The following is a 21,336-nucleotide window of genomic DNA, read 5'->3' on the forward strand; positions in this document are numbered from 1 at the left end:
TCCCGAAAGTCAGGGCGCGGCTTCCACGCACGCCGTGGTGGCCATCCGTCGCGATGGCCTTGCATCCAGCCGCACGCTGTACAGCGCCACGGCCAGGCCGAGCAACGGCAGCAACGCGGCGGCCCAAGTCACGGCGCCCAGGCCGGGACCGTGGCTGATCACCACGCCACCCAGCCAGGCGCCGATCGCGTTGCCGAGATTGAACGCGGCGATGTTGAAGCTCGATGCCAGCACCTGGCCGCCGGTGGCTTTCTGCAGCACGCGCAACTGCAGCGGCGCCACGGTGGCAAACCCCACGATGCCGAACAACGCACTGAACGCGATCATCGCCGGCTTGTTGTGCAGCGCGAACGTCATCGCGCCCAGCACGGTCGCCAGCGCGACCAGCGAGCCCAGCAGCGTCATCACCAGATGCTTGTCCGCCAGCCGGCCGCCGAGCAGGTTGCCCACCACCATGCCGCCGCCGAACACCAGCAGGATCGGCGACACCGCACTGTCGGCGAAGCCGGTGACGCGGGTGAGGATGGGCTGGATGTAGGTGAACATCGCAAACACCCCGGCGAAGCCCAGCACGGTGATCAGCAGGCCGAGCAGGACTTGCGGATGCGCGATGCCCTTCAGTTCCTCGACGAAGTTCATCGGCGCCTGCTCGCCGCGGTCGGCGGGCACCAGGGTGGCGATGATGACCGTGGCCAGCACGCCGATCGCGCTGACCGCCCAGAACGTGCTGCGCCAGCCGAAGTGCAGCCCCAGCCACGCCCCGGCCGGCACGCCGAGCAGGGTGGCCACGGTCAAGCCGGTGAACATGATCGAGATCGCCGACGCCTTGCGATCCTCCGCCACCAGCCCGGTCGCCACCACCGCGCCCACGCCGAAGAAGGTGCCGTGGGCCAGCGAGGTAATCACCCGCGCGATCATCAGTACCGCGTAGCTGGGCGCCAGTGCGCTGGCCAGGTTGCCGATGGTGAAGATGATCATCAAGGCGATCAGCGCGGTCTTGTGCGGCAACCGGCTGGTTGCCGCCGTGAGCAGCGGCGCGCCCACGAACACGCCCAGCGCATAACCGGAGATCAGCAGGCCGGCCGTGGCGATGCTCACATGCAGGTCGGCGGATACCTGCAACAACAGGCCCATGATCACGAACTCGGTGGTGCCGATGCCGAACGCGCCGGCGGTCAACGCGTACAGCGCCAGCGGCGTGCGTGGCCGAGTGGAAAGGGAGCGCATGGCGGCAGTCCTGAAGAAACGATGCGGCAGCTTAGGCAGTTGCGTTTTATTACGTAACCATCAAGATGGCTAATCATTTTCAACGAAACATTGATAGTCATGGATCGCATCGGCGACCTCAGCCTGTTTCTGCGAGTGCTCGACCTGGGTTCGATCAGCGCCGCCGCGCGCAGCCTGGATCTTTCGGTGGCGGTGGCCAGCCAGCGCCTGAAGCGGCTGGAGCGCGAGCTGGGCGTGCGCCTTTTGCACCGGACCACGCGCCAACTGCATGCCACGCCCGAGGGCATGCAGCTGGCCGAGCAGGGTCGCGCGCTGGTGGAGGATCTGGAGTCGCTCACCGGCGGACTGCGCCAGAGCGCCACCGAGGTCAGCGGCACGCTGCGGGTCACCATGTCCGCTGCGTTCGGCAGCCAATACGTTTCGCCGCTGCTGCCGGAGTTTCTCGGCCTGCATCCGCGGGTGAAGCTGAGCGTGAATCTCGATGACCAGGTCGTGGATCTGGTCGGCTCCGGCTTCGACCTGGGCATCCGCGTCGGCGACATGGGCGACTCGGCGCTGGTGGCGCGCCGGCTGGCCAGCAACCGGCGCGTGCTGTGCGCGTCGCCGGCGTATCTGCAAAAGCGCGGGTTGCCACGCACGCCGGCGGATCTGGCCATGCACGACTGCCTGCTGCTGGTCGGCAGCCAGGGCAGGCAGGATGTGTGGCACTTCACGGACCGCGAGGGGCGCGACATCGCGCAACGGGTGCAGGGCCGTTTCGAGAGCAACCAGGGCGCGCTGTTGCGCGATGCGGTGGTAGCCGGGCTTGGCATCGCGATGCATTCGCTGTGGCATGTGCACGAGCCATTGCGCAGTGGCCAGTTGCAATTGTTGCTGCCGGACTACCCGATCCACACCACGGGCATCTACGCGGTGATGCCGCAGCGCCGATTGGTGCCGCCGCGGGTACGCGCCTTCATCGATTTCCTGGCCGGACGGTTCGGCGACCATCCGCCGTGGGAGTGTTGAGCGGCGTTGTAAGCTTGCTGCATCCCCGCCAGCCACAGGAATCCCGATGCCCACTCCGGACACAACGAATCCGCCGCGCCGCGGCCTGTTGCGCGGTATCGCCGCCGCCATCGCGCTGGTGTTGCTGCTGGTGCTGGCGCTGATGTGGTGGTGGGATGCCGAGCCGCCGCTGTTCGATCCGCCCACCGTCGCGCAGGCCCAGTTGCAGGACCTGAAGCGGCCCGCCAGCGTGGGCGCCACCACCACCGCCACCCTGATCGAATCGGTGCGCACGCTGCTGGACAAGCGCGGCGGCTACCTCAGCAACGACAAGCTGCCGCCGGGCGCGTGGATGGACAACGTGCCGAACTGGGAGTTCGGCTCGCTCACCGCCTCGCGTGACCTGGTGCGCGCACTGCGCAACGACTTCAGCCGCTCGCAGGCGCAGTCCACCGAAGACAAGGACCTGGCCGAAGCCGACCCGCTGCTCAACAGCCCGAACGATCGCTGGCTGCTGCCCAGCTCGGAGAGCCAGTACAGCAAGGCGATTGGCCATCTGGACGGCTATCTGTCGCGCCTGGGCGACGACGAGGGGGCGTCGGCGCATTTCTACGCCCGCGCCGACAACCTGGCCGATTACCTGCAACTGGTGTCGTCGCGACTGGGCTCGTTGTCGCAACGGTTGTCGGCCAGCGTGGGCCAGATGCGCATCGGCGATGCCGGCACCGACCAGCCGGCCTCTGCCAGCACCAGTGCCCTGGCCGCGCCCGCCCGTAGCCAGCTGGTGAAAACGCCCTGGACAAAGATCGACGACAACTTCTACGAGGCGCGCGGCTACACCTGGGCGCTGCTGGAACAGCTCAAGGCCATGCAGCACGATTTCGGTCCCATCCTGCGCAGCAAGCACGCCGACGTGAGCCTGCAGCAGGTGATCCGCGAGCTGGAGGAAGCCCAGCGCCCACTGCACAGCCCGATGGTGTTGAACGGCTCGCCGTTCGGCTTCTTCGCCAACCATTCGCTGGTGATGGCGAACTACGTATCGCGCGCGAATGCGGCGATCATCGATTTGCGGGAGTTGCTCAAGCGGGGTTGAGCGGGGGCGAAGAGCGAGGAGCCGAGGCGGTCGGATGAGGCAGGATGAGGCCGTAACTGCCGAACCTCAGCGCCAGGGAGCACCGTAATACCCTCTCCCCTGCGGGGAGAGGGTAGGGGAGAGGGGGCGGGTGCTTGCGGGAGAGCTGATGAGGCAGCTTCCGTGCGCCGTGAAAAGCTGCGTTGGAGCTTCCCCGCAGCGTGTCCCCCTCTCCCAACCCTCTCCCCGCAGGGGAGAGGGGATTACGGCATGTGCCGGCTTTGAGGTGGGCGGGTGTGGGTTTGGGCGCCGGGAAGAAGCTTCTTGGAGCTTCCCCGCGGCGTGTGCCCTCTCCCAACCCTCTCCCCGCGGGGGAGAGGAGATTACGGCATTTACCGGCTTTGAGGCGTGCCGTTACGGCAGCGTCCGGTTTGCCGGTTCGCCTCAGGCTTTCGCCTTCTTTTCCGCCTGGTAGCGGGCGATGCCGGCGGTGATTTCGGTTTTGGCTTCTTCGGCGCCGACCCAGCCGGCGACCTTGACCCACTTGCCCTTCTCCAGGTCCTTGTAGTGCTCGAAGAAGTGGCCGATGCGCTCCAGCCAGTGCGGCGAGACGCCTTTCATGTCGTTGATGTGTGCGTAGCCGGGGAACACCTTGGGCGAGGGGATCACCACCAGTTTCTCGTCTTCGCCGGCCTCGTCGGTCATCTTCAGCATGCCGACCGGGTGGCAGCGGATCACCGAGCCCACGGTCAGCGGCAGGGGCAGGATCACCAGCGCGTCCAGCGGGTCGCCGTCGCCGCCCAGGGTACCGGGCACATAACCGTAGTTGCACGGGTAGCGCATCGGCGTGGACAGGATGCGGTCGACGAAGATCGCGCCGCTTTCCTTGTCCACCTCGTACTTGACCGGCTCCGCGTCCTTGGGGATTTCAATGATGACGTTGATTTCTTCCGGCACGTTGCGACCGGCGGGGACGAGATGCAAACCCATGGGGTGTCCTAGGCAAGAGAGGGGAAAGTCAGCCGCCTAGGATACGCCAAACCTTGCTGCATCGCAGCGGCCGGGGCTGCCGCGCGGGTCGTGGCGGGCGACGGATCAGTGCCTGGAACCCTGCCCGAAGGGCCGTTCGCGGAGCCAGTGGGTGGCGATCCATTTCTCGCCCTGGAGCACCGGCAAACCGGCGTGCAGTGAGCTCTGATCGCCGCCCTCGTAGGCGAAATAGACCGCCGACCCGCGCCGCGCCGTCACGGTGAGCCCGATCTCGGGGAACGCCGTGCCGCCGCCGCGTTCGGGCGTGTTGAGGTACATCACCACGCTGGCGATGCGCTGCCCCGCTCGGGCGGTGAGTTTGTCGTACCCGGGCAGGGCCGGGTCGAACCAGTCGTAATGCGGCTCGTACTCCTGCCCGGGACCGTAATGCAGGATCTGCAGGCCCTCGCCGTGGCTGGCCGGTACGCCAAGCAGCTGCGCCAGGCGCTGCTCGATGGTGGCGACCAGCGGCGTCTCGCCCGCGCGAAAGAACATGCCCTCGCTGGTGCGGCGGTGATCGACCTGCTGTTTGCCCTCGCTGTCCACGGTCAGCGCGCGCTGCAGGCGCGGCCGTGCCAGTTCGATCAGGTCGGCGCATTCCCGTTCCGACAGCAGGCCGTCGAGCACGCGCAAGGCCGGCGCGTCGACGCTCACCGGAATGCCGATGGTGCGCCCGTCGATGACGACTTCCGGTGCCTCCGGGTGCCTCGTGCGCAAACCGCCCGGTTTGCCGGTGTTGGCGTGCAGGGCGGCCAGCGGCAGTTTCATCACCTCGGCCACGATGCTGCGGCTCTGCCGTGGGTCGTAGCCGTTTTCCTTCATCAGGCGCAGGACGTCATCGACGCCATGGCCGGCCCGTGTGGTCGCGAGAATCCATTCGCGCAGTTCAGGACTGATGGTGACGCGTGGGTACATGTGGGGGCAGTCAGGCTGATCGAGGAAGCGCAAAGCTTACCTGCCGAACCGCCGGCAGGTTGCGATACCCCGGCGCTGGCTTTCCGCTACTTCAACTGATCCCACAGGAAGTCGTACGCCATCGCGTGCATGTGTGCGGATTGCCGGTTGTCGGCACCGGCGCCGTGGCCGCCTTCGAGGTTCTCGTAGAACCACACGTTCGGATGACCTTGCGCCTGCATGCGCGCGGCCATCTTGCGCGCCTGCACCGGGCCCACGCGATCGTCGCTGGTGGCCGTGTAGAACAGCACCGGCGGGTAATCCACGCCCCTTTTCACGTTCTGGTACGGCGAGAAGGTCTTGATGAAGTTCCAGTCGGCGCTGTCGGGGTTGCCGTACTCGGCCATCCACGAGGCGCCGGCGGAAAGGTGGATGTAGCGCTTCATGTCCAGCAGCGGCACCTCGCAGGCGATGGCGCCGAACAGTTGCGGGTACATGGTGAGCATGTTGCCCATCAACAGGCCGCCGTTGCTGCCGCCCTCGGCGCCGAGATGGTCGGGCGAGGTGACGCCGCGCTTGATCAGGTCTTCGGCCACCGCCGCGAAATCCTCGTAGGCACGCGGGCGGTTGGCTTTCAGGGCGGCCTGGTGCCACTGCGGGCCGTATTCGCCGCCGCCGCGGATGTTGGCGATCACGTAGACGCCGCCGCGCTCCAGCCAGGCACGGCCGATGCTGCCGCTGTAGTGCGGCTGCAGCGAGACTTCGAAACCGCCGTAGCCGTACAGCAGCGTGCGGTTGCTGCCGTCGAGCTTGATGTTTTTCGGGGCGATCTCGAAATACGGCACGCGGGTGCCGTCCTTCGAGCTCACGAAATGCTGGCTCACGGTAAAGGCCGAGGCGTCGAAGAACGCCGGGTCCGCCTTGATCGTGGTGGCCGGCTCGCTGCCCAGCACACCGCGTTGCAGCGCGGTGGGCGCCAGGAAACCGGTGACGTCGAGCCAGTATTCGTCGCTGTGGTCGGGGTCGGTACTGACCACGCTGATCGTGCTCATGCCCGGCGCGCCGGGCAGGCTTTCACGCTTCCAGTCGCCCGCCTGCGGCGTCAGCACCTCGAGCCGGCTCTTCACGTCGTCCAGGATGTCCAGGATCAGGTGGTGCTGGGTCCAGTCGTACGAGGCCAGCGAGGTGTGCGCATCGGGCTTGAACAGCACCGTGAAGTGCGGCTTGCCAGCCATGAACGCATCGAAATTCGCCGCCAGCAGCGCACCGGACGGGTAGGTGGTGCCGCCCACCGTCCATGGCGAGCGCGTCTGCACCAGCAGCCATTCGCGATGCGCATCGGCGCTGGCGTCGGTGGGTACGTCCACGCGTACCAGCTTGCCGTCGATGCGCTGGTACAGCTCGCTGTGGAAGAAGTCCTTCGCCACGGAGACGAAATCGCGCTCGAAGCCCGGCGTGCGGTCGTGGTAGGCGCCGACGGCCAGGTCCTTGGATTTGCCCTCGTACACGATGGTGGCCGATGACAGCGGCGTGCCGCGTTTCCACTCCTTGACGATGCGCGGATAGCTCGACTCGGTCATCGTGCCGGGGCCGAAATCCGTGCCGACGTAAAGCGTGTCGTCGTCGATCCAGCCGGCTTCGGTCTTCGCCACCGGCAGGTCGAAGCCGCCTTTCACGAACGATTTGCTGGGGATGTCGAATTCGCGCACGGCCACCGCGTCACCGCCATCGGGCGACAGCGAGATCAGGCAGCGGTTGAAATCCGGCTTCAGGCATTGCGTGCCCTTGAACACCCAGCGCTTGTCTTCGGCCTTGTTCAGCGCGTCCACGTCCAGCAGCACTTCCCAGTCGGGGTTCGCCTTGCGGTATTCGGCCAGCGTGGTGCGGCGCCATACGCCGCGCGGATGCGCCTTGTCGCGCCAGAAGTTGTAGAGGTAATCGCCGCGGCGGTTGACGTCGGGGATGCGCGCGTCGGAGTCGAGCACTTCGAGGATGCCGTCGCGGGTTTTCTCGAAACCTGCGCCAGCGGCGAACCGCGCCGCCGTCTTCGCATTCTCCTTTTCCACCCAGGCCAGCGGGCGGGCGCCGTGGATGTCTTCCAGCCACAGGAAGGGATCGTCGGTGGCTGCCGTAGTGGCGGGTTGGGCGGTGGTCTTGTCGCGGGCATGGGCGTCGTTCATGCCCGTCAGTGTGACGCCCAGCGCCAGCATCAGCCAGACCGATCGATTCATTGTCATGGGAGGTCCTGCGATAAGTGATCTGTCGCCAGTGTGCCATTGCGTAACGGTGGGCACGCGTGACTAAAGTCAGTGCGGCGTGCTGGGCGCGGAGCTGAAAAGGCGAACCCCGCACGGGGCGGGGTTCGTTGTTTGTGAGCTTGGTCTGCGCTTGAGTTCCCTCTCCCCAACGCCTCTCTCCCGCTTGCGGGAGAGGGGAGATGGTGCCGTGCGGGTGTCGCTTCGATTACAGCAAGGGAATCAGAAGCAACGCCACGATGTTGATGATTTTGATCAAGGGGTTCACTGCGGGGCCTGCGGTGTCCTTGTACGGGTCGCCCACGGTGTCGCCGGTGACGGCGGCCTTGTGCGCTTCCGAGCCCTTGCCGCCGTGGTTGCCGTCCTCGATGTACTTCTTGGCGTTGTCCCAGGCACCGCCGCCGGTGGTCATCGAGATGGCCACGAACAGGCCGGTGACGATGGTGCCGATCAGCACGCCGCCCAGCGCTTGCGCGCCGGCTTCGGGGCCGCCAAGCCATTTGAAGCCGAAGATCACCAGCACCGGCACCAGCACCGGCAGCAGCGACGGCAGGATCATTTCGCGGATGGCCGAACGGGTCAGCATGTCCACCGCACGCGAATATTCCGGCTTGGCGGTGCCGGCCATGATGCCCGGGATATCACGGAACTGACGGCGCACTTCCACCACCACCGCACCGGCCGCGCGGCCGACCGCTTCCATCGCCATCGCGCCGAACAGGTACGGGATCAGGCCGCCGATCAGCAGGCCGATGATCACGTAATGGTTCGACAGGTCGAAACTCACGATGGCGCCATTGAAGTGCTGGCTGAGGTTGTGGGTGTAATCGGCGAACAGCACCAGCGCGGCCAGTGCCGCCGAGCCGATCGCGTAGCCCTTGGTCACCGCCTTGGTGGTGTTGCCGACGGCATCCAGCGGGTCGGTGACGCCGCGCACTTCCGGCGGCAGGTCGGCCATCTCGGCGATGCCGCCGGCGTTGTCGGTGATCGGGCCGTAGGCGTCCAGCGCCACGATCATGCCGGCCATCGACAGCATGGCGGTTGCTGCGATGGCGATGCCGTACAGGCCGCCCAGCGCGTAGGCGCCCCAGATCGCGGCGCATACCGCGATCACCGGCCACGCGGTGGATTTCATCGACACGCCCAGGCCCGCGATGATGTTGGTGCCGTGGCCGGTGGTGGAGGCGGCCGCGATGTGCTGCACCGGCTTGTACTGCGTGCCGGTGTAGTACTCGGTGATCCACACGATCGCGCCGGTCAGCGCCAGGCCGATCAGCGTGCAACCCCACAGGTTCATCGCGCCGTGGCTGAAATCGGGCATCAGGCGCGTGGTGATGGGATAGAACGCCACCGCCGCCAGCACCGCCGACACCGCCACACCCTTGTACAGCGCGCCCATGATCGAGCCGCCCGGTTTCACCTTCACGAACAGCGTGCCGATGATCGAGGCGATGATCGACACCGCGCCCAGCAGCAGCGGATACAGCACCGCGTTGGCGCCAACTTCGCTCACCATCAGGCTGCCCAGCAGCATGGTGGCAATGACAGTGACCGCGTAGGTTTCGAACAGGTCGGCGGCCATGCCGGCGCAGTCGCCCACGTTGTCGCCCACGTTGTCGGCGATCACCGCGGGGTTGCGCGGGTCATCCTCGGGAATGCCGGCCTCGACCTTGCCGACCAGGTCCGCGCCCACGTCCGCACCCTTGGTGAAGATGCCGCCACCCAGCCGCGCGAAGATGGAGATCAGCGAGCTGCCGAAGGCAAAGCCCACCAGCGCATGCAGCGCCGGCTCGCCGGTGATGCCCATGCGGTTGAGGATCAGCCAGTAACCGGCCACGCCCAGCAACGCCAACCCCACCACCAGCATGCCGGTGATGGCGCCGCCGCGGAACGCCACGTCCATCGCCTTGCCCAGGCCGCCGCGTGCCGCCTCGGCGGTGCGCACATTGGCCTGTACCGAAACGTTCATGCCGATGTAGCCGGCCGCGCCGGACAGCGCGGCGCCCAGCAGAAAGCCGATCGCCGTCGGCCAGCTGAGGAAAAAACCGATCAGCAGAAGCAGCACCACGCCGACCATCGCGATGGTGGTGTACTGGCGGTTGAGGTAGGCGCGGGCGCCTTCCTGGATCGCCGCCGCGATTTCCTGCATCCGTTCATTGCCTGGCGATTTCGCCAGGATCCAGCGTGCCGACAACGCGCCGTACAACACCGCCACTACGGCACACCCCAGAACGATCCACCAGCCATACTGCTGCAGCATCGGAGCCTCCCCTTGAGTTGTCAGTGGCCGTCCGGACGGGCGGTCGCATCGAGTATAGGCAGAGGTTGGCGCGCGGAGCGTTGTGCGGCGCAGCGTCTTTCCGGATGGCCGGAAACAACGAGGCCGTGCACGAATGCACGGCCCCGGTTATTGCAACTGCGTGTAATCAGTGCAGCGCCACGTCCAGAATGATGCCGGTGGCGATGGCGACCAGCAGGTAGTCGCTGTTGTCTGCCCTCACCCAGTGATAGCCGCGCGGCGGCGGGCGCAGGCGGTAGTGGCGGTAGTCGCGCACTACGTAGACCGGCCCACCATAGCGATGGCCGCGCTGCCAGCGATGGCGGTAGTGCGGACGGTCGTAGCCATAGCGGCGGTGATCCTCGTGGATGACCACGCGCGTGCGGTTGTAGCGGCGGTCGTCGTGGCGGCGGACATCATGGCGGTCGTGGCCGCCGCGTCGCCCGTCGTAGCGATGGTCGTTGCGCTCATGATGCTGACCGCGCCGGTCATGGTCACGAGGGCCGTGTTGGGCCAGCGCCAGGTTGCCGGTAGCCAGCAAGGCCACGGCAATAAGCAAACGACTGACAAGTTTCATGGCGTTCTCCCTCGGTAAGCGCTCGACGCACGATGGCTGTCGCAGCGGATGGGTGAATCGTAGAAACGCTTAGCTGAACCCTGCGCGTGCGGAGGTTTGGCTTTTCAGCCGGCACTCAGCAAGCGGTCGATCACCGGTCTCAGGGCTTGAACGCCGGTAGCCGGGTGGTCACTGCCGTGTTTTTCAGCCGCACGTAGTTGGGCAGGCCGTTCTTGCCATAGGGCAACGGCGCCTCGCCGCGGATCAACGGCGACAGATAACGGCGCGCAGCGGCGGTGATGCCGAAGCCGTCGCGGGTGATGAAGCTTTTCGGCATCTTCTTTTCGCGGTTGGCGATCTTGGCCAGCGGTGCCGGTTCGATCTTCCAGCGGTACGGCGCGTCGGCGCTGCGCACGATCACCGGCATCACCGCGTTCATGCCGGCCAATGCGTAGTCGACTGCGGCGCGGCCCACGGCGAAAGCCTGGTCGGCGTCCACCTTCGAGGCCGCATGCCGCGCCGAGCGCTGCAGGTAATCGGGTACCGCCCAGTGATATTTGTAGCCCAGCTTCTCCTTCACCAGCGCTGCCAGTACCGGTGCCACGCCACCCAACTGCGCGTGGCCGAACGCGTCGCGCGTGCCCGCTTCGGCCAGGAACTGCCCGGCCGCATTGCGCACGCCCTCGGACGCCACCACGGTGCACCAGCCCACGCGCTCCACCGTGGCCTTCACCCGCGCCAGGAATGCCGCCTCGTCGAACGCGTTCTCGGGAAACAGGATGACGTGTGGCGCCGCATCTGCGTCTTCGCCGGCCAGCCCGGCGGCCGCCGCGATCCAGCCGGCGTGGCGGCCCATCACTTCCAGGATGAACACCTTGGTCGAGGTTTCCGCCATCGAGGCCACGTCCAGGCTGGCTTCCAGGGTGGAGATGGCGGTGTATTTCGCCACCGAACCGAAGCCGGGGCAGCAGTCGGTGACCACCAGATCGTTGTCCACCGTCTTGGGCACGCCGATGCAGCGGATGTCGTAGCCCAAGGTCTTGCCGATCTGCGACAGCTTCAGCGCGGTATCGGCCGAGTCGTTGCCGCCGTTGTAGAGAAACCAGCGGATGTCGTGGGCGCGGAACACCTCGATCAGCCGCTCATATTCGGCGCGGTTGTCCTCCAGCGATTTCAGCTTGTAGCGGCACGAACCGAACGCGCCCCCCGGCGTATGGCGCAGGGCGGCAATCGCACTGGCGGTTTCCTTTGTGGTGTCGATCAGGTCCTCGCGCAGCGCACCCAGAATGCCGTTGCGCGCGGCGTAGACCTTGACGCCTTTGGCCCGCGCCGCCTCGATGACGCCGGCGGCAGTGGCGTTGATGACGGCGGTGACGCCGCCGGACTGGGCATACAACAGGTTTCCGGTGGTGGCGGAGGAACGACGGGCGGGGCTCATGGCTGTCCTCGGAAAACGGCAAAAGCGGAGTGTCGCCGGGCAACTTCAACGCGGCAACCGGCGCGGGCCGCCAGCGCCCGGCGGCGTAACGCGGCAGCATGCACGGTTTGACGGAAACGGGTGCAGACGTTAATTTGACGGTTGGTTTTCGGGATACGTTCGGGCGGCGGCAGTGTGCAGCGGCCCGTCGAACTTGTGGAGCATTATGCGACTCGTCCTACTTGGTGCGCCCGGCTCGGGCAAAGGTACACAAGCCGCCCGGTTGAAGACGGATCTTGCCGTGCCGCATATCTCGACCGGTGACATGCTGCGCGCGGCCGTGGCCGCCGGCACGCCGATGGGGCTGAAGGCCAAGGCGGTGATGGACGCCGGCCAGCTGGTTTCCGACGACATCCTGCTGGGCATGCTGGAAGACCGCCTGTCCCAGGCCGATGCGAAGTCCGGTTTCATCCTGGATGGTTACCCGCGCAATCTGGCCCAGGCCGATGCGCTGGATCAGCTGCTGGCCAAGATCGGCCAGCCGCTGGATGCGGTGATCAAGCTGGAAGTGCCCAACGAAGCCATCATTCGTCGCTGCGAAATCCGTTTCGCCGCCGAAGGCCGCGCCGACGACAACCCCGACACCGTGCGTCGGCGGCTGGGCATCTTTGCCGAGCAGACCGCGCCGGTCGCCGATTTCTACGCCCGCCGCGGCAAGCTGCAGGTGGTCGATGGCGTGGGTGAGCTGGACGAAGTCACCGCGCGCATCAAGCAGGCACTGCAACGCGACCCGGCAGTAGCCAACGGCTGAGTTTTTCCCTTCCCGCCGGGAAGGGTTTTCAGGAAGCCCGGCATGCGTCTGCATATTCTCGGTATCTGCGGCACCTTCATGGGCGGTGTCGCCGCCTTGGCGCGCGAGCTCGGCCTCACGGTCGAGGGTTCCGACGCCAACGTCTACCCGCCGATGAGCGACCAGCTTGAAGCCCTCGGCATCGAGTTGATGCGCGGGTACGACGCGAAACATCTGCAGTCGGCGCCTGATCTGGTGGTGGTCGGCAACGCGATGAGCCGCGGCAACCCGGCGGTGGAATACATGCTCGACCAGCGCCTGCGCTACGTTTCCGGCCCGCAATGGCTGGGCGAGACGGTGCTGGCCGGGCGCGACGTGCTGGCGGTGGCCGGCACGCATGGTAAAACCACCACCACGAGCCTGCTGGCGCATCTGCTGGAAAGCGCGGGGATGGCGCCCGGGTTTCTGGTGGGCGGGGTGCCGGGGAATTTCGGGGTGTCGGCGAGGTTGGGCGGAAAGCAGCCTTGTGGCGCCCAGAGTCCCCCTTCCGGCGCTGCGCGCCTCCTTCCCCCGCGGGCAGGGGACGTTGGGGTGGGGCCGTCTTCGACGGCACCATTTGTCATTGAAGCGGACGAATACGACACCGCGTTTTTCGACAAGCGCAGCAAGTTCGTGCATTACCGGCCGCTCATCGCGATCCTCAACAACCTGGAATACGACCACGCGGACATCTTCCCCGACGTGGCCGCGATCCAGCGCCAGTTCCACCACCTGGTGCGCACGGTGCCCGGCAACGGTCGGCTAATCGTCAACGCTTCCGACGAGCGCCTGGCCGAAGTGCTGGCGATGGGCTGCTGGACCCCGGTGGAAACCTTCGGCATCGGCTGCGGCGACTGGCAGGCCAGCCTGATCGAGGCGGATGGCTCGGCATTTGCCGTGCATCGAAACGGCGAACTGATCGGTGAAGTCCGCTGGCCTCTGCTGGGCAACCACAGCGTGATGAACGCGCTGGCCGCGCTGGCCGCCGCCGCCGCGGCGGGCGCCGATCCACGCGCATTGTTGCCGGCGTTTGCCGATTTCCATAGCGTGAAACGGCGGATGGAACTGGTCGGTGAAGCCGGTGGCGTGCACGTCTATGACGATTTCGCCCACCATCCTACGGCCATCGCCACCACGCTGGCGGGGTTGCGCGCAAAGGTTGGGGCAGGGCGCATCCTGGTGGCGTTGGAGCCGCGCTCCAATTCCATGCGCCAGGGCGCGCACGCCGCCGCGCTGGCGCCGTCGCTGGCCGATGCCGACGCGGTGGTTTTCCTGCAGCGCCCCGACCTGCCGTGGAATGCGGCCGAGGTCACCGATGCGCTGAAGGGGCGCGGCACCACCGCGCCCAGCGTCAACGCGTTGCTCGCCGATCTGCAGGCACTGGCGCGGCCCGGCGACCAGGTGGTGTTCATGTCCAACGGCGGCTTCGACAACGCGCCGCACCGCTTTGTCGAGCGGATGGCGAAGCAGTAACTTCCGTCCGCGTTTCGGCGTGCGCCGTGGCTTGCGTTCACGCGACGGCTTGTGACTAACTCGAACACATGGCCGGTCCCGTTCCTCTCCCCGATGTGCCCTTGTTTCCGCTGCGCACCGTGCTGTTTCCCGGTGGGCAACTGGCCTTGCGCATTTTCGAGCCGCGCTATCTGGACATGGTGCGCGAATGTGCGCGGCAGGACAGCGGTTTCGGCATCTGCCTGATCCTGCAGGGGCGCGAGACGGGCGCGCCGGCGATCCCCGCCGCGGTGGGCACGATCGCCCGCATCACCGATTTCCATACCGGCGGCGACGGTTTGCTGACGATCGTGGTCGAGGGTGGTGCGCGTTTCCGTGTCGACCGCACCCGCGCGCGCTCAGACGGCCTGTTGCGTGGCAGCGTGGCGATGTGGCCGCCCGAACCGCCGCAGGAGGTCCCGGTGGAATTCGCGCTGCTGCAGAGCATCGCCGAGCGACTGGTGGAAACGATGGCGCCGCAGTCCCGCCACGCGCCGCGTTCGATGTACGACGACGCCGGCTGGGTCGGGTTTCGCCTTGCCGAGCTGCTGCCGCTGGACGTGGAGGAGCAACAGCACATGCTGGAGCTGACCGACCCCTTGCAGCGGCTCGCCGAGCTGCGCGACGTGCTGCCCCGGTTCCAGAAATCCTAGGCCGCGTAGGCCGATTGGGGCAGGCCGTAAGGCCAATGCCCAACTGGCTGAAAGCACACTGATTCTTCACGCCACGACGGCGCATCATTAGCGCTCGGTGTGGTGCGTTCTGAATGGCCGGATGGCGTGCAGGGCACATCACGGATGCGACAGGGACATGGAGCAGCTGCGGAAGGGGGCCGGGTTGCCTGAACCGAGGTTTCTGGTGCAAGCCAGGACCTGGGCGGGAGAGGCAAATGGTCAATGGCAGCCGGGGTTGTGTGGTGTGGTTCGGCCACCCCGCCGAACATGAGCGCGACATCCTGATCCGGGCCGGCTGGCAGATTCGCCGGGTCGGCACCGCGGTTGGCGTGGATACGGGGGCACACCAGGGTGACGGTGTGGTCGCGCTGGCCGACATGCGCCACTGCGACGCGCCGGCACTGGCATCGATGGATCGACTGATGGCCGAGCACAGCGGCATCCCCTGGATCGTGTTGCGCGCACCGGAATCCCCCGCGCGGGAGCCGTCGGTGAAACGCGTGCTGGAAAGCGGTCGCGAGATCCTGATGGCGCCGATCGACATGCCGCAGTTGCTGGATGCGTTGCGGCGGGCGGGGGACGCGTCGCGGCAGGACGTCACCGGCGGCGATCACCTGGCGGAGATGGTTGGCCGCAGCCCTGCGATGGTCGCCACGGTGGCCAGCGTGCACAAGTTTGCGCCCGTTGAACTGCCCGTATTGATCACCGGCGAGACGGGCACGGGCAAGGAAGTGGCCGCCGCCGCGCTGCATCGCATGTCGGCTCGACGGGCGGGGCCGTTCGTGCCGATCAACTGCGGCGCGCTGGCGCCCAACCTCGTGCAGTCGGAGTTGTTCGGCCATGAGCGCGGCGCGTTCACCGGCGCCAACACACGGCGCATCGGGCACATCGAGAGCGCCGCCGGCGGCACCGTGTTCCTGGACGAGGTGGGCGATCTCCCGCTGGAAGCGCAAACCAACCTGCTGCGTTTCCTGCAGGAAGGCTCGCTGGAGCGCGTGGGCAGCAGCCAGCCGATCAGTATCGACGTGCGCGTGCTGGCCGCCACCCATGTCGACCTGGAAAAGGCGGTGGCGCAAGGCAGCTTCCGCGAGGATCTGTACTACCGCCTCAATGTCCTGCGCCTGCACATGCCGCCGCTGCGCGAACGTGGTGGCGATGTCGAACTGCTGGCGCAGCATTTTCTGGATCACTTCCGCGAGCAGCACTGCAGCTATGCGCGTGGCTTCAGCAGTGCCGCGCGGCGTGCGATGCGCGGCTACTCCTGGCCCGGCAACGTGCGTGAATTGCTGAACCGGGTGCAGCGTGCCGCCGTCGTGGCGGAGGATGCGCTGATCGGTCCGGCGGACCTGGATTTGCGCACCAACGTCGGCATGATCCATCGCAGTCTTGGCCTGGCACGCGTGGCGGCCGAGCGCGACGCCATCGTCACCTGCCTGCGTGAAAGCCAGTTCAACATCAGCGAATGCGCGCGCCGGCTGAGCATCTCCCGGGTCACCGTCTATCGGTTGTGCAAGAAGCACCAGCTGCAACTGGAGGACATGCGCTGATCCGCGGGTCGTGAGCGGGTGTGCGGGGCGCTAGGGGCGACCTTGCGGGCCACCGCTTCAGGTTCCGGCGCCGTACGTGGATAATTGGCGGGAAGCCACCCGCTTGCGGGTGGACTGACACCATCCCCTTCCGATTCCACGAGGCTTCGCCGATGGCGAAGTCTGGAGCCACTCATGCAATCGCCCAGTCCCAACACGGCATCCCTGATCGACCTCGCCCATTACTGGTTGCCGCTGTATCGACCGCGCGCCATGGTGCTCGACTACGGCAGGGGTTCGCGTCTGTGGGATACCGATGGCAACGATTACGTGGATTTCGGCGCTGGTATCGCGGTGAATTCGCTGGGACACCAGGACCCGGACCTGCTGGCCGCGCTGACCGCGCAGGCGCACAAGCTGTGGCACACCAGCAACGTGTTCTATACCGAGCCGCCGTTGCGTTTGGCGGAGGAACTGGTGGCGGCTGCGGATTTCGCCGAACGCGTATATCTGTGCAACTCCGGCACGGAGGCGAACGAGGCTGCGATCAAGCTGGTGCGCAAGTGGGCGGCCGCGCAAGGCAGGCCACCGGAGCGGCGGGTGATCGTTACCTTCCGCGGCTCCTTCCATGGCCGCACGCTGGGCGCTGTCACCGCCACTGCGCAGCCGAAATACCAGCAGGGTTACGAGCCGTTGCCGGAGGGTTTCCGCTACCTCGATTTCAACGACGCTTCGGCGCTGGAAGCGGCGTTCGCCGCCAATGACATCGCCGCGGTGATGGTCGAGCCGGTGCAGGGCGAGGGCGGTGTCATGCCTGCCGCGCCGGGCTTTCTGAAGCGGGTGCGCGAATTGTGCGATGCGCACGACGCCTTGCTGGTGCTGGATGAAATCCAGTGCGGCATGGGTCGCACCGGCACCTTGTTTGCCCATCCGCAGGACGGCGTGACACCCGACATCGTCACCTTGGCCAAGGCGCTGGGTTGCGGCTTCCCGATCGGCGCGATGCTGGCCGGGCCCAAGGTGGCCGAGGTCATGCAATACGGTGCACACGGCACCACCTTCGGCGGCAATCCCATGGCGGCCGCGGTGGCGCGCGTGGCGCTGCGCAAGCTGGCGTCGCCGGTGCTGCTGGAGAATGTAGAGAAGCAGGGTGCGGCGCTGCGGGCAGGCCTGGCCGCCATCGGCGAGGAAAGCGGCCTGTTCGCCGGCATCCGTGGCCGCGGACTGATGCTGGGTGCAGTCCTGGCTGACGCCTACAAGGGCCGCGCCGGCGACATCCTGGAATGCGCGGCGAAACATGGTGTGCTGCTGCTGCAGGCGGGGCCGGATGTGCTGCGGCTGGTGCCGCCGCTGAACATCGGCGGCGCCGACGTGGTCGAAGGGCTGTCGCGCCTGCGCCTGGCCGTGCAGGAGCTGACGTCCGCCTGATGGATGACGCCTGCCCGTTCTGCGCGATCGTCAGTGGCGTGGCGCCGGCCAACGTGATCCTGGATGACGGCAAGGTGCTGGCCTTCATGGATTGGCGCCAGGCGGTACCGGGCCACGTGCTGGTGATACCACACCGGCATGTGCCCGATATCTACACACTGGCCGACGACGAGGCCGCGGCGTTGATGCAGGCGACCGTGCGGGTGGCCCGCGCGTTGCGTGCCGCGTACGATCCGCCGGGCCTGAACCTGTGGCAGTCGAACGGCGAAGCAGGCGGGCAGGAGGTCTTCCATTTCCACCTGCACGTGCACCCGCGCCGGGTCGACGACGGCCTGCTGCGCGTGTATCCCGATGCCGTCCCGCCGCGGAGCGGCGCCGATCAGCTCGCCGCCATCGCGCGCACGCTCAAGGCGCGACTCGAGCATTGATCGACACCTGCACCGGCCGCTCACCGGCCGCGTTGCATCATGGTTTTTTCATCACCCTACGGAGCTGCGATGAAATATCTGCACAGCATGGTTCGCGTACGCGACCTCGACGCCTCCCTGCGCTTCTATTGCGAAGGGCTGGGCCTGCGCGAAGTGCGCCGCATGGAAGTGCCCGCTGGGCGCTACACGCTGGTATTCCTGTCGGCGGCTGAAAGCCCGGACGCGGAAGTGGAGCTGACCTACAACTGGGACGCCGACGAGGATTACGGCTCAGCGCGCAATTTCGGCCATCTGGCGTTTCGCGTCGACGACATCTACGCCACCTGCGAACGCCTGCAGTCGATGGGTTACACCATCGGCCGTCCACCCCGTGACGGCCACATGGCCTTCGTGCGCTCGCCCGACCTCATCTCGATCGAGTTGCTGCAGGACGGGCATCTGGAGCCGCGCGAACCATGGGCGTCGATGCCGAACACGGGCGTCTGGTGACGCCCGTGCGGTGCGCGTCTTCGTCAGCCGCGCGCCTGGCGTAGCGCGCCGCGCGCGGCTTCCAGCGTATCGGCGATGTCCTGGTCGCTGTGCGCGCTGGACATGAAGCCGGCTTCGAACGCCGAAGGCGCCAGATACACGCCGCGCTCCAGCATGCCGTGGAAGAAACGGTTGAACAGGCCGCTGTCCGCCGCCGTCGCCTGCGCGTAGCTCTCGACCTTTTCCGCGCTGAAGAACAAGCCGAACATGCCGCCGACACGATTCGTGCTGAACGGCACGCCTTCGCCATCAGCCACGGATTGGAAGCCGTCGGTAAGTAACCGGGTGCGTGCGGCGAGTTGTTCGTGGAAACCCGGTGCCTGGATCAGCTCCAGCATCGCCAGGCCGGCGGCCATCGCCACCGGGTTGCCGCTCAAGGTGCCCGCCTGGTAGATCGGGCCGCTGGGGGCGATCTGTTCCATCAGGTCGCGCCGGCCACCGTACGCACCCACCGGCATGCCGCCACCGATGATCTTGCCGAACGTGGTGAGATCGGGCGTGACGCCGTAATGCGCCTGCGCGCCGCCCAGCGCCACGCGGAATCCTGTCATCACCTCGTCGAAAATCAGCACTGCGCCGTGGTTCGTGCACAGCTCGCGCAGCGCGGCGAGGTAGCCGTCTTTCGGCGGGATGCAATTCATGTTGCCGGCGACCGGCTCGATGATCAGCGCGGCGACGTCGGCGCCGTGCTCGGCGAACAATACCCGTGCCGCATCGATATCGTTGAACGGCAAGGTCAGCGTGAGGTCGGCATTCGCGCGGGGCACGCCGGGCGAGGTGGGCACGCCGAAGGTGAGCGCGCCCGAGCCGGCCTTCACCAGAAAACTGTCGCCGTGGCCGTGATAGCAGCCTTCGAACTTCACGATCTTGCTGCGGCCGGTGGCACCGCGCGCCAGCCGGATCGCCGACATCGTGGCCTCGGTGCCGGAGTTGACCATGCGCACCATGTCGATCGAGGGAATCAACCGGGTGATCGTCTCGGCCATCGTCACTTCGGCGGCGCAGGGCGTGCCGAACGACAGGCCATCCTTTACCGCGCGTTCCACCGCTTCGCGCACGGCCGGGTGGTTGTGGCCCACGATCATCGGGCCCCAGGAACCGACGTAGTCGATGTAGCGCCGTCCCTCGACATCCCACAGATAGGCGCCGTCAGCCCTTGCGGTGAAAAACGGCTCGCCGCCCACCGACTTGAACGCGCGCACCGGCGAATTCACGCCGCCGGGCATCAAACGTTGGGCACGCTGGAACAGCTCTTGGTTGGTGGTCATGTGGAATTCCGGAAAAGTGGGAGAAGGGCGATGCGCAGGGGGCGCTACATGCCGCCGGAGCGGCCATCAGGCCGACCATTCTCCGTTGTGCAGCGATCCATCGCCAGCCGCCGTGCCATCGACGTGACGTTTTGACACGCAACATGGGCGATCCCATGGATGCAATCGCGCGCAGCGCGCTTTCGCATCGTGGGGCGAGTTGCGAGAATGGCGAATCCAGTCACGATCGAAGAATTCCTATCATGAGTGCCAGTTCCAACCAGGCCACGGCCTTGCGTAAATGGATGTGCGTTGTTTGCGGCTATATCTACGACGAAGCGGAAGGCGTGCCGGAAGAGGGAATCGCACCCGGAACGCGTTGGGAAGACGTGCCGGATACCTGGACCTGTCCCGACTGCGGCACCACCAAGGATGACTTCGAGATGATCGAGCTGGACTGAAGTCCGCGTTCTGCCAGCAATCGGCCCGATCCGGACAGCAAAACCGCCGGGCCGCCTGCTCTGATGTTCCTCAAGTACGCGCCGCGTACGACTTTGCCGGGAGCATCCCCATGCAACAGTTCATACCGTTCGAAGATGAATGGGACATGCTGGAAACACTGCGGCCGGAGGATCTGATCCCCTACCGCGTCGGGCTGCTGGACTCACGCCCTTCAGATCAACGCACGGGGCCGATCTCGCCCTCGATCTTCAGTTCATCACCAGGCTGCACCCCGATCCGCCGCGCCGTTCCACCCGAAAGCTCAAGCACGTAACGCGCCGGGCCCTCGCTGGGGTAGACCGGGCAGGGATCCGCCCGGCACGGCGGTACGTTCAACTGCATCGACACCAGCTGTCGCGTGGCATCGAAATAGAGCATGTCCAGCGGGATGAGCGTGTTCTTCATCCAGAACGCCTGCGGCTCCGTACGCGGGAACACGAACAGCATGCCGTGATCGGCCGGAAGCGACTGCCGCATCATCAGTCCCCGTTGCCGCTGCGCGTTGTCGGTGGCCAGCTCCACCGAAAAACGTTGTCCGTGCAACACCACCGTGACGGGCGCGTGCGTGGGAGACGCCGCGCTGGCGCAACCGGCAAGCAGGACAAATACCGCTAAAAACCATGTTTTCATCACTTCGCTCGCGCAGGCAGAGCAGGAAGTCTAGCGGTGCACCCCAGTGCTGCCGAGCGACGATTCAGAAAAAAAGTTCACCGGCCCCTTCACAGATGTACGGCGCGGCGCTATGATTCACGCCCCTTCGACGAGACGCCCTCCGCGAAGGCCTTCCGCAACACAAATCACCTCGAAAGATTTTGTTTCAAGGGTGTTGACGGTAAGGAAAAGCGATGTAGAATGGGCGGCTCACCTAGGGCGAAACGTCTTGGGGCGGTACCGGGAAAACCGGTGCCAAGCGAACGATCTTTGACAGTGTGCGCAGGTGAATTGTGTGGACGTCTTGTGTTGAATGGG

At 66.3% G+C, this 21,336-nt stretch carries 19 protein-coding genes; 10 read left to right on the top strand and 9 right to left on the bottom strand.

The window, feature by feature from the left end; translation table 11 throughout:
• Positions 1-9 precede the first annotated feature (9 nt).
• Positions 10-1,227 carry an MFS transporter gene (locus ASD22_RS14505; RefSeq protein ID WP_056085093.1) on the bottom strand — a complete coding sequence of 406 codons (1,218 nt, stop codon included), beginning with the start codon at positions 1,225-1,227 and terminating at the stop codon, positions 10-12.
• A gap of 99 nt (positions 1,228-1,326) precedes the next feature.
• Between ASD22_RS14505 and ASD22_RS14510 the strand changes: the two genes are divergently transcribed.
• Together ASD22_RS14510 and ASD22_RS14515 are read left to right on the top strand one after the other, a co-directional pair.
• On the top strand, positions 1,327-2,235 hold the full coding sequence (locus ASD22_RS14510) for a LysR family transcriptional regulator (RefSeq protein WP_056085095.1): 909 nt from the start codon (positions 1,327-1,329) through the stop codon (positions 2,233-2,235).
• Positions 2,236-2,281: 46 nt separating this feature from the next.
• Positions 2,282-3,307, top strand: coding sequence for a DUF2333 family protein (locus ASD22_RS14515; protein WP_056085097.1), 1,026 nt, complete (start codon positions 2,282-2,284; stop codon positions 3,305-3,307).
• A gap of 423 nt (positions 3,308-3,730) precedes the next feature.
• Here the strand turns inward: ASD22_RS14515 and ppa are convergent, their stop codons facing one another.
• From ppa to ASD22_RS14545, 6 genes are all read right to left on the bottom strand, one after another.
• A complete protein-coding gene (gene ppa / locus ASD22_RS14520; RefSeq protein ID WP_056085099.1) occupies positions 3,731-4,276 on the bottom strand; it encodes an inorganic diphosphatase in 546 nt (181 codons plus the stop codon).
• A 105-nt stretch (positions 4,277-4,381) separates the two neighbouring features.
• Positions 4,382-5,230: a 2OG-Fe(II) oxygenase gene (locus tag ASD22_RS14525; RefSeq protein WP_056085101.1), complete on the bottom strand. Its 849-nt coding sequence runs from the start codon at positions 5,228-5,230 to the stop codon at positions 4,382-4,384.
• A gap of 86 nt (positions 5,231-5,316) precedes the next feature.
• A complete protein-coding gene (locus ASD22_RS14530) occupies positions 5,317-7,389 on the bottom strand; it encodes a prolyl oligopeptidase family serine peptidase (protein WP_235577658.1) in 2,073 nt (690 codons plus the stop codon).
• Between the two features lie 283 nt (positions 7,390-7,672).
• Positions 7,673-9,724, bottom strand: coding sequence for a sodium-translocating pyrophosphatase (locus ASD22_RS14535; protein ID WP_056085105.1), 2,052 nt, complete (start codon positions 9,722-9,724; stop codon positions 7,673-7,675).
• 166 nt (positions 9,725-9,890) lie between these two features.
• Complete coding sequence (locus tag ASD22_RS14540) at positions 9,891-10,319, bottom strand: RcnB family protein (RefSeq protein ID WP_056085106.1); 429 nt, start codon at positions 10,317-10,319, stop codon at positions 9,891-9,893.
• A gap of 139 nt (positions 10,320-10,458) precedes the next feature.
• Positions 10,459-11,736: a 6-phosphofructokinase gene (locus ASD22_RS14545; protein ID WP_056085108.1), complete on the bottom strand. Its 1,278-nt coding sequence runs from the start codon at positions 11,734-11,736 to the stop codon at positions 10,459-10,461.
• A gap of 205 nt (positions 11,737-11,941) precedes the next feature.
• Here ASD22_RS14545 and ASD22_RS14550 point away from each other — a divergent pair, with 205 nt between their 5' ends.
• The 7 genes from ASD22_RS14550 to ASD22_RS14580 all read left to right on the top strand — a co-directional run bounded on the left by ASD22_RS14550 (position 11,942) and on the right by ASD22_RS14580 (position 18,580).
• A complete protein-coding gene (locus ASD22_RS14550) occupies positions 11,942-12,526 on the top strand; it encodes an adenylate kinase (RefSeq protein ID WP_056085110.1) in 585 nt (194 codons plus the stop codon).
• Between the two features lie 42 nt (positions 12,527-12,568).
• On the top strand, positions 12,569-14,017 hold the full coding sequence (gene mpl / locus ASD22_RS14555) for a UDP-N-acetylmuramate:L-alanyl-gamma-D-glutamyl-meso-diaminopimelate ligase (RefSeq protein WP_056085111.1): 1,449 nt from the start codon (positions 12,569-12,571) through the stop codon (positions 14,015-14,017).
• A gap of 68 nt (positions 14,018-14,085) precedes the next feature.
• The gene (locus ASD22_RS14560) at positions 14,086-14,688 is read left to right on the top strand and encodes an LON peptidase substrate-binding domain-containing protein (protein WP_056085113.1); all 603 of its coding nucleotides are present in this window, start codon (positions 14,086-14,088) and stop codon (positions 14,686-14,688) included.
• Positions 14,689-14,924: 236 nt separating this feature from the next.
• Complete coding sequence (locus tag ASD22_RS14565; protein WP_056085115.1) at positions 14,925-16,256, top strand: sigma-54 dependent transcriptional regulator; 1,332 nt, start codon at positions 14,925-14,927, stop codon at positions 16,254-16,256.
• A gap of 174 nt (positions 16,257-16,430) precedes the next feature.
• Positions 16,431-17,663, top strand: a complete 1,233-nt coding sequence (locus ASD22_RS14570) for an acetylornithine/succinylornithine family transaminase (RefSeq protein ID WP_056085117.1) — start codon at positions 16,431-16,433, stop codon at positions 17,661-17,663.
• Positions 17,663-18,091, top strand: a complete 429-nt coding sequence (locus ASD22_RS14575) for an HIT family protein (RefSeq protein ID WP_056085119.1) — start codon at positions 17,663-17,665, stop codon at positions 18,089-18,091. The genes ASD22_RS14570 and ASD22_RS14575 overlap by 1 nt, the downstream gene beginning before the upstream one ends.
• Before the next feature lie 69 nt (positions 18,092-18,160).
• Complete coding sequence (locus tag ASD22_RS14580) at positions 18,161-18,580, top strand: VOC family protein (RefSeq protein ID WP_056085121.1); 420 nt, start codon at positions 18,161-18,163, stop codon at positions 18,578-18,580.
• Between the two features lie 23 nt (positions 18,581-18,603).
• Here ASD22_RS14580 and hemL read toward each other — a convergent pair whose 3' ends face one another.
• Complete coding sequence (hemL, locus tag ASD22_RS14585) at positions 18,604-19,887, bottom strand: glutamate-1-semialdehyde 2,1-aminomutase (protein WP_056085123.1); 1,284 nt, start codon at positions 19,885-19,887, stop codon at positions 18,604-18,606.
• Positions 19,888-20,129: 242 nt separating this feature from the next.
• On the opposite strand from hemL, the gene ASD22_RS14590 reads away from it, so the two are divergent.
• Positions 20,130-20,327, top strand: coding sequence for a rubredoxin (locus tag ASD22_RS14590; protein ID WP_040670504.1), 198 nt, complete (start codon positions 20,130-20,132; stop codon positions 20,325-20,327).
• 217 nt (positions 20,328-20,544) lie between these two features.
• Here the strand turns inward: ASD22_RS14590 and ASD22_RS14595 are convergent, their stop codons facing one another.
• Positions 20,545-20,997 (bottom strand): DUF192 domain-containing protein, encoded by a 453-nt coding sequence (locus tag ASD22_RS14595; RefSeq protein WP_056085125.1) that lies wholly within the window; start codon positions 20,995-20,997, stop codon positions 20,545-20,547.
• Positions 20,998-21,336: the final 339 nt, after the last annotated feature.

The sequence above is a fragment of the Rhodanobacter sp. Root480 genome, assembly GCF_001426645.1.
GTDB classification, from domain to species: Bacteria; Pseudomonadota; Gammaproteobacteria; order Xanthomonadales; family Rhodanobacteraceae; genus Rhodanobacter; species Rhodanobacter ginsenosidimutans.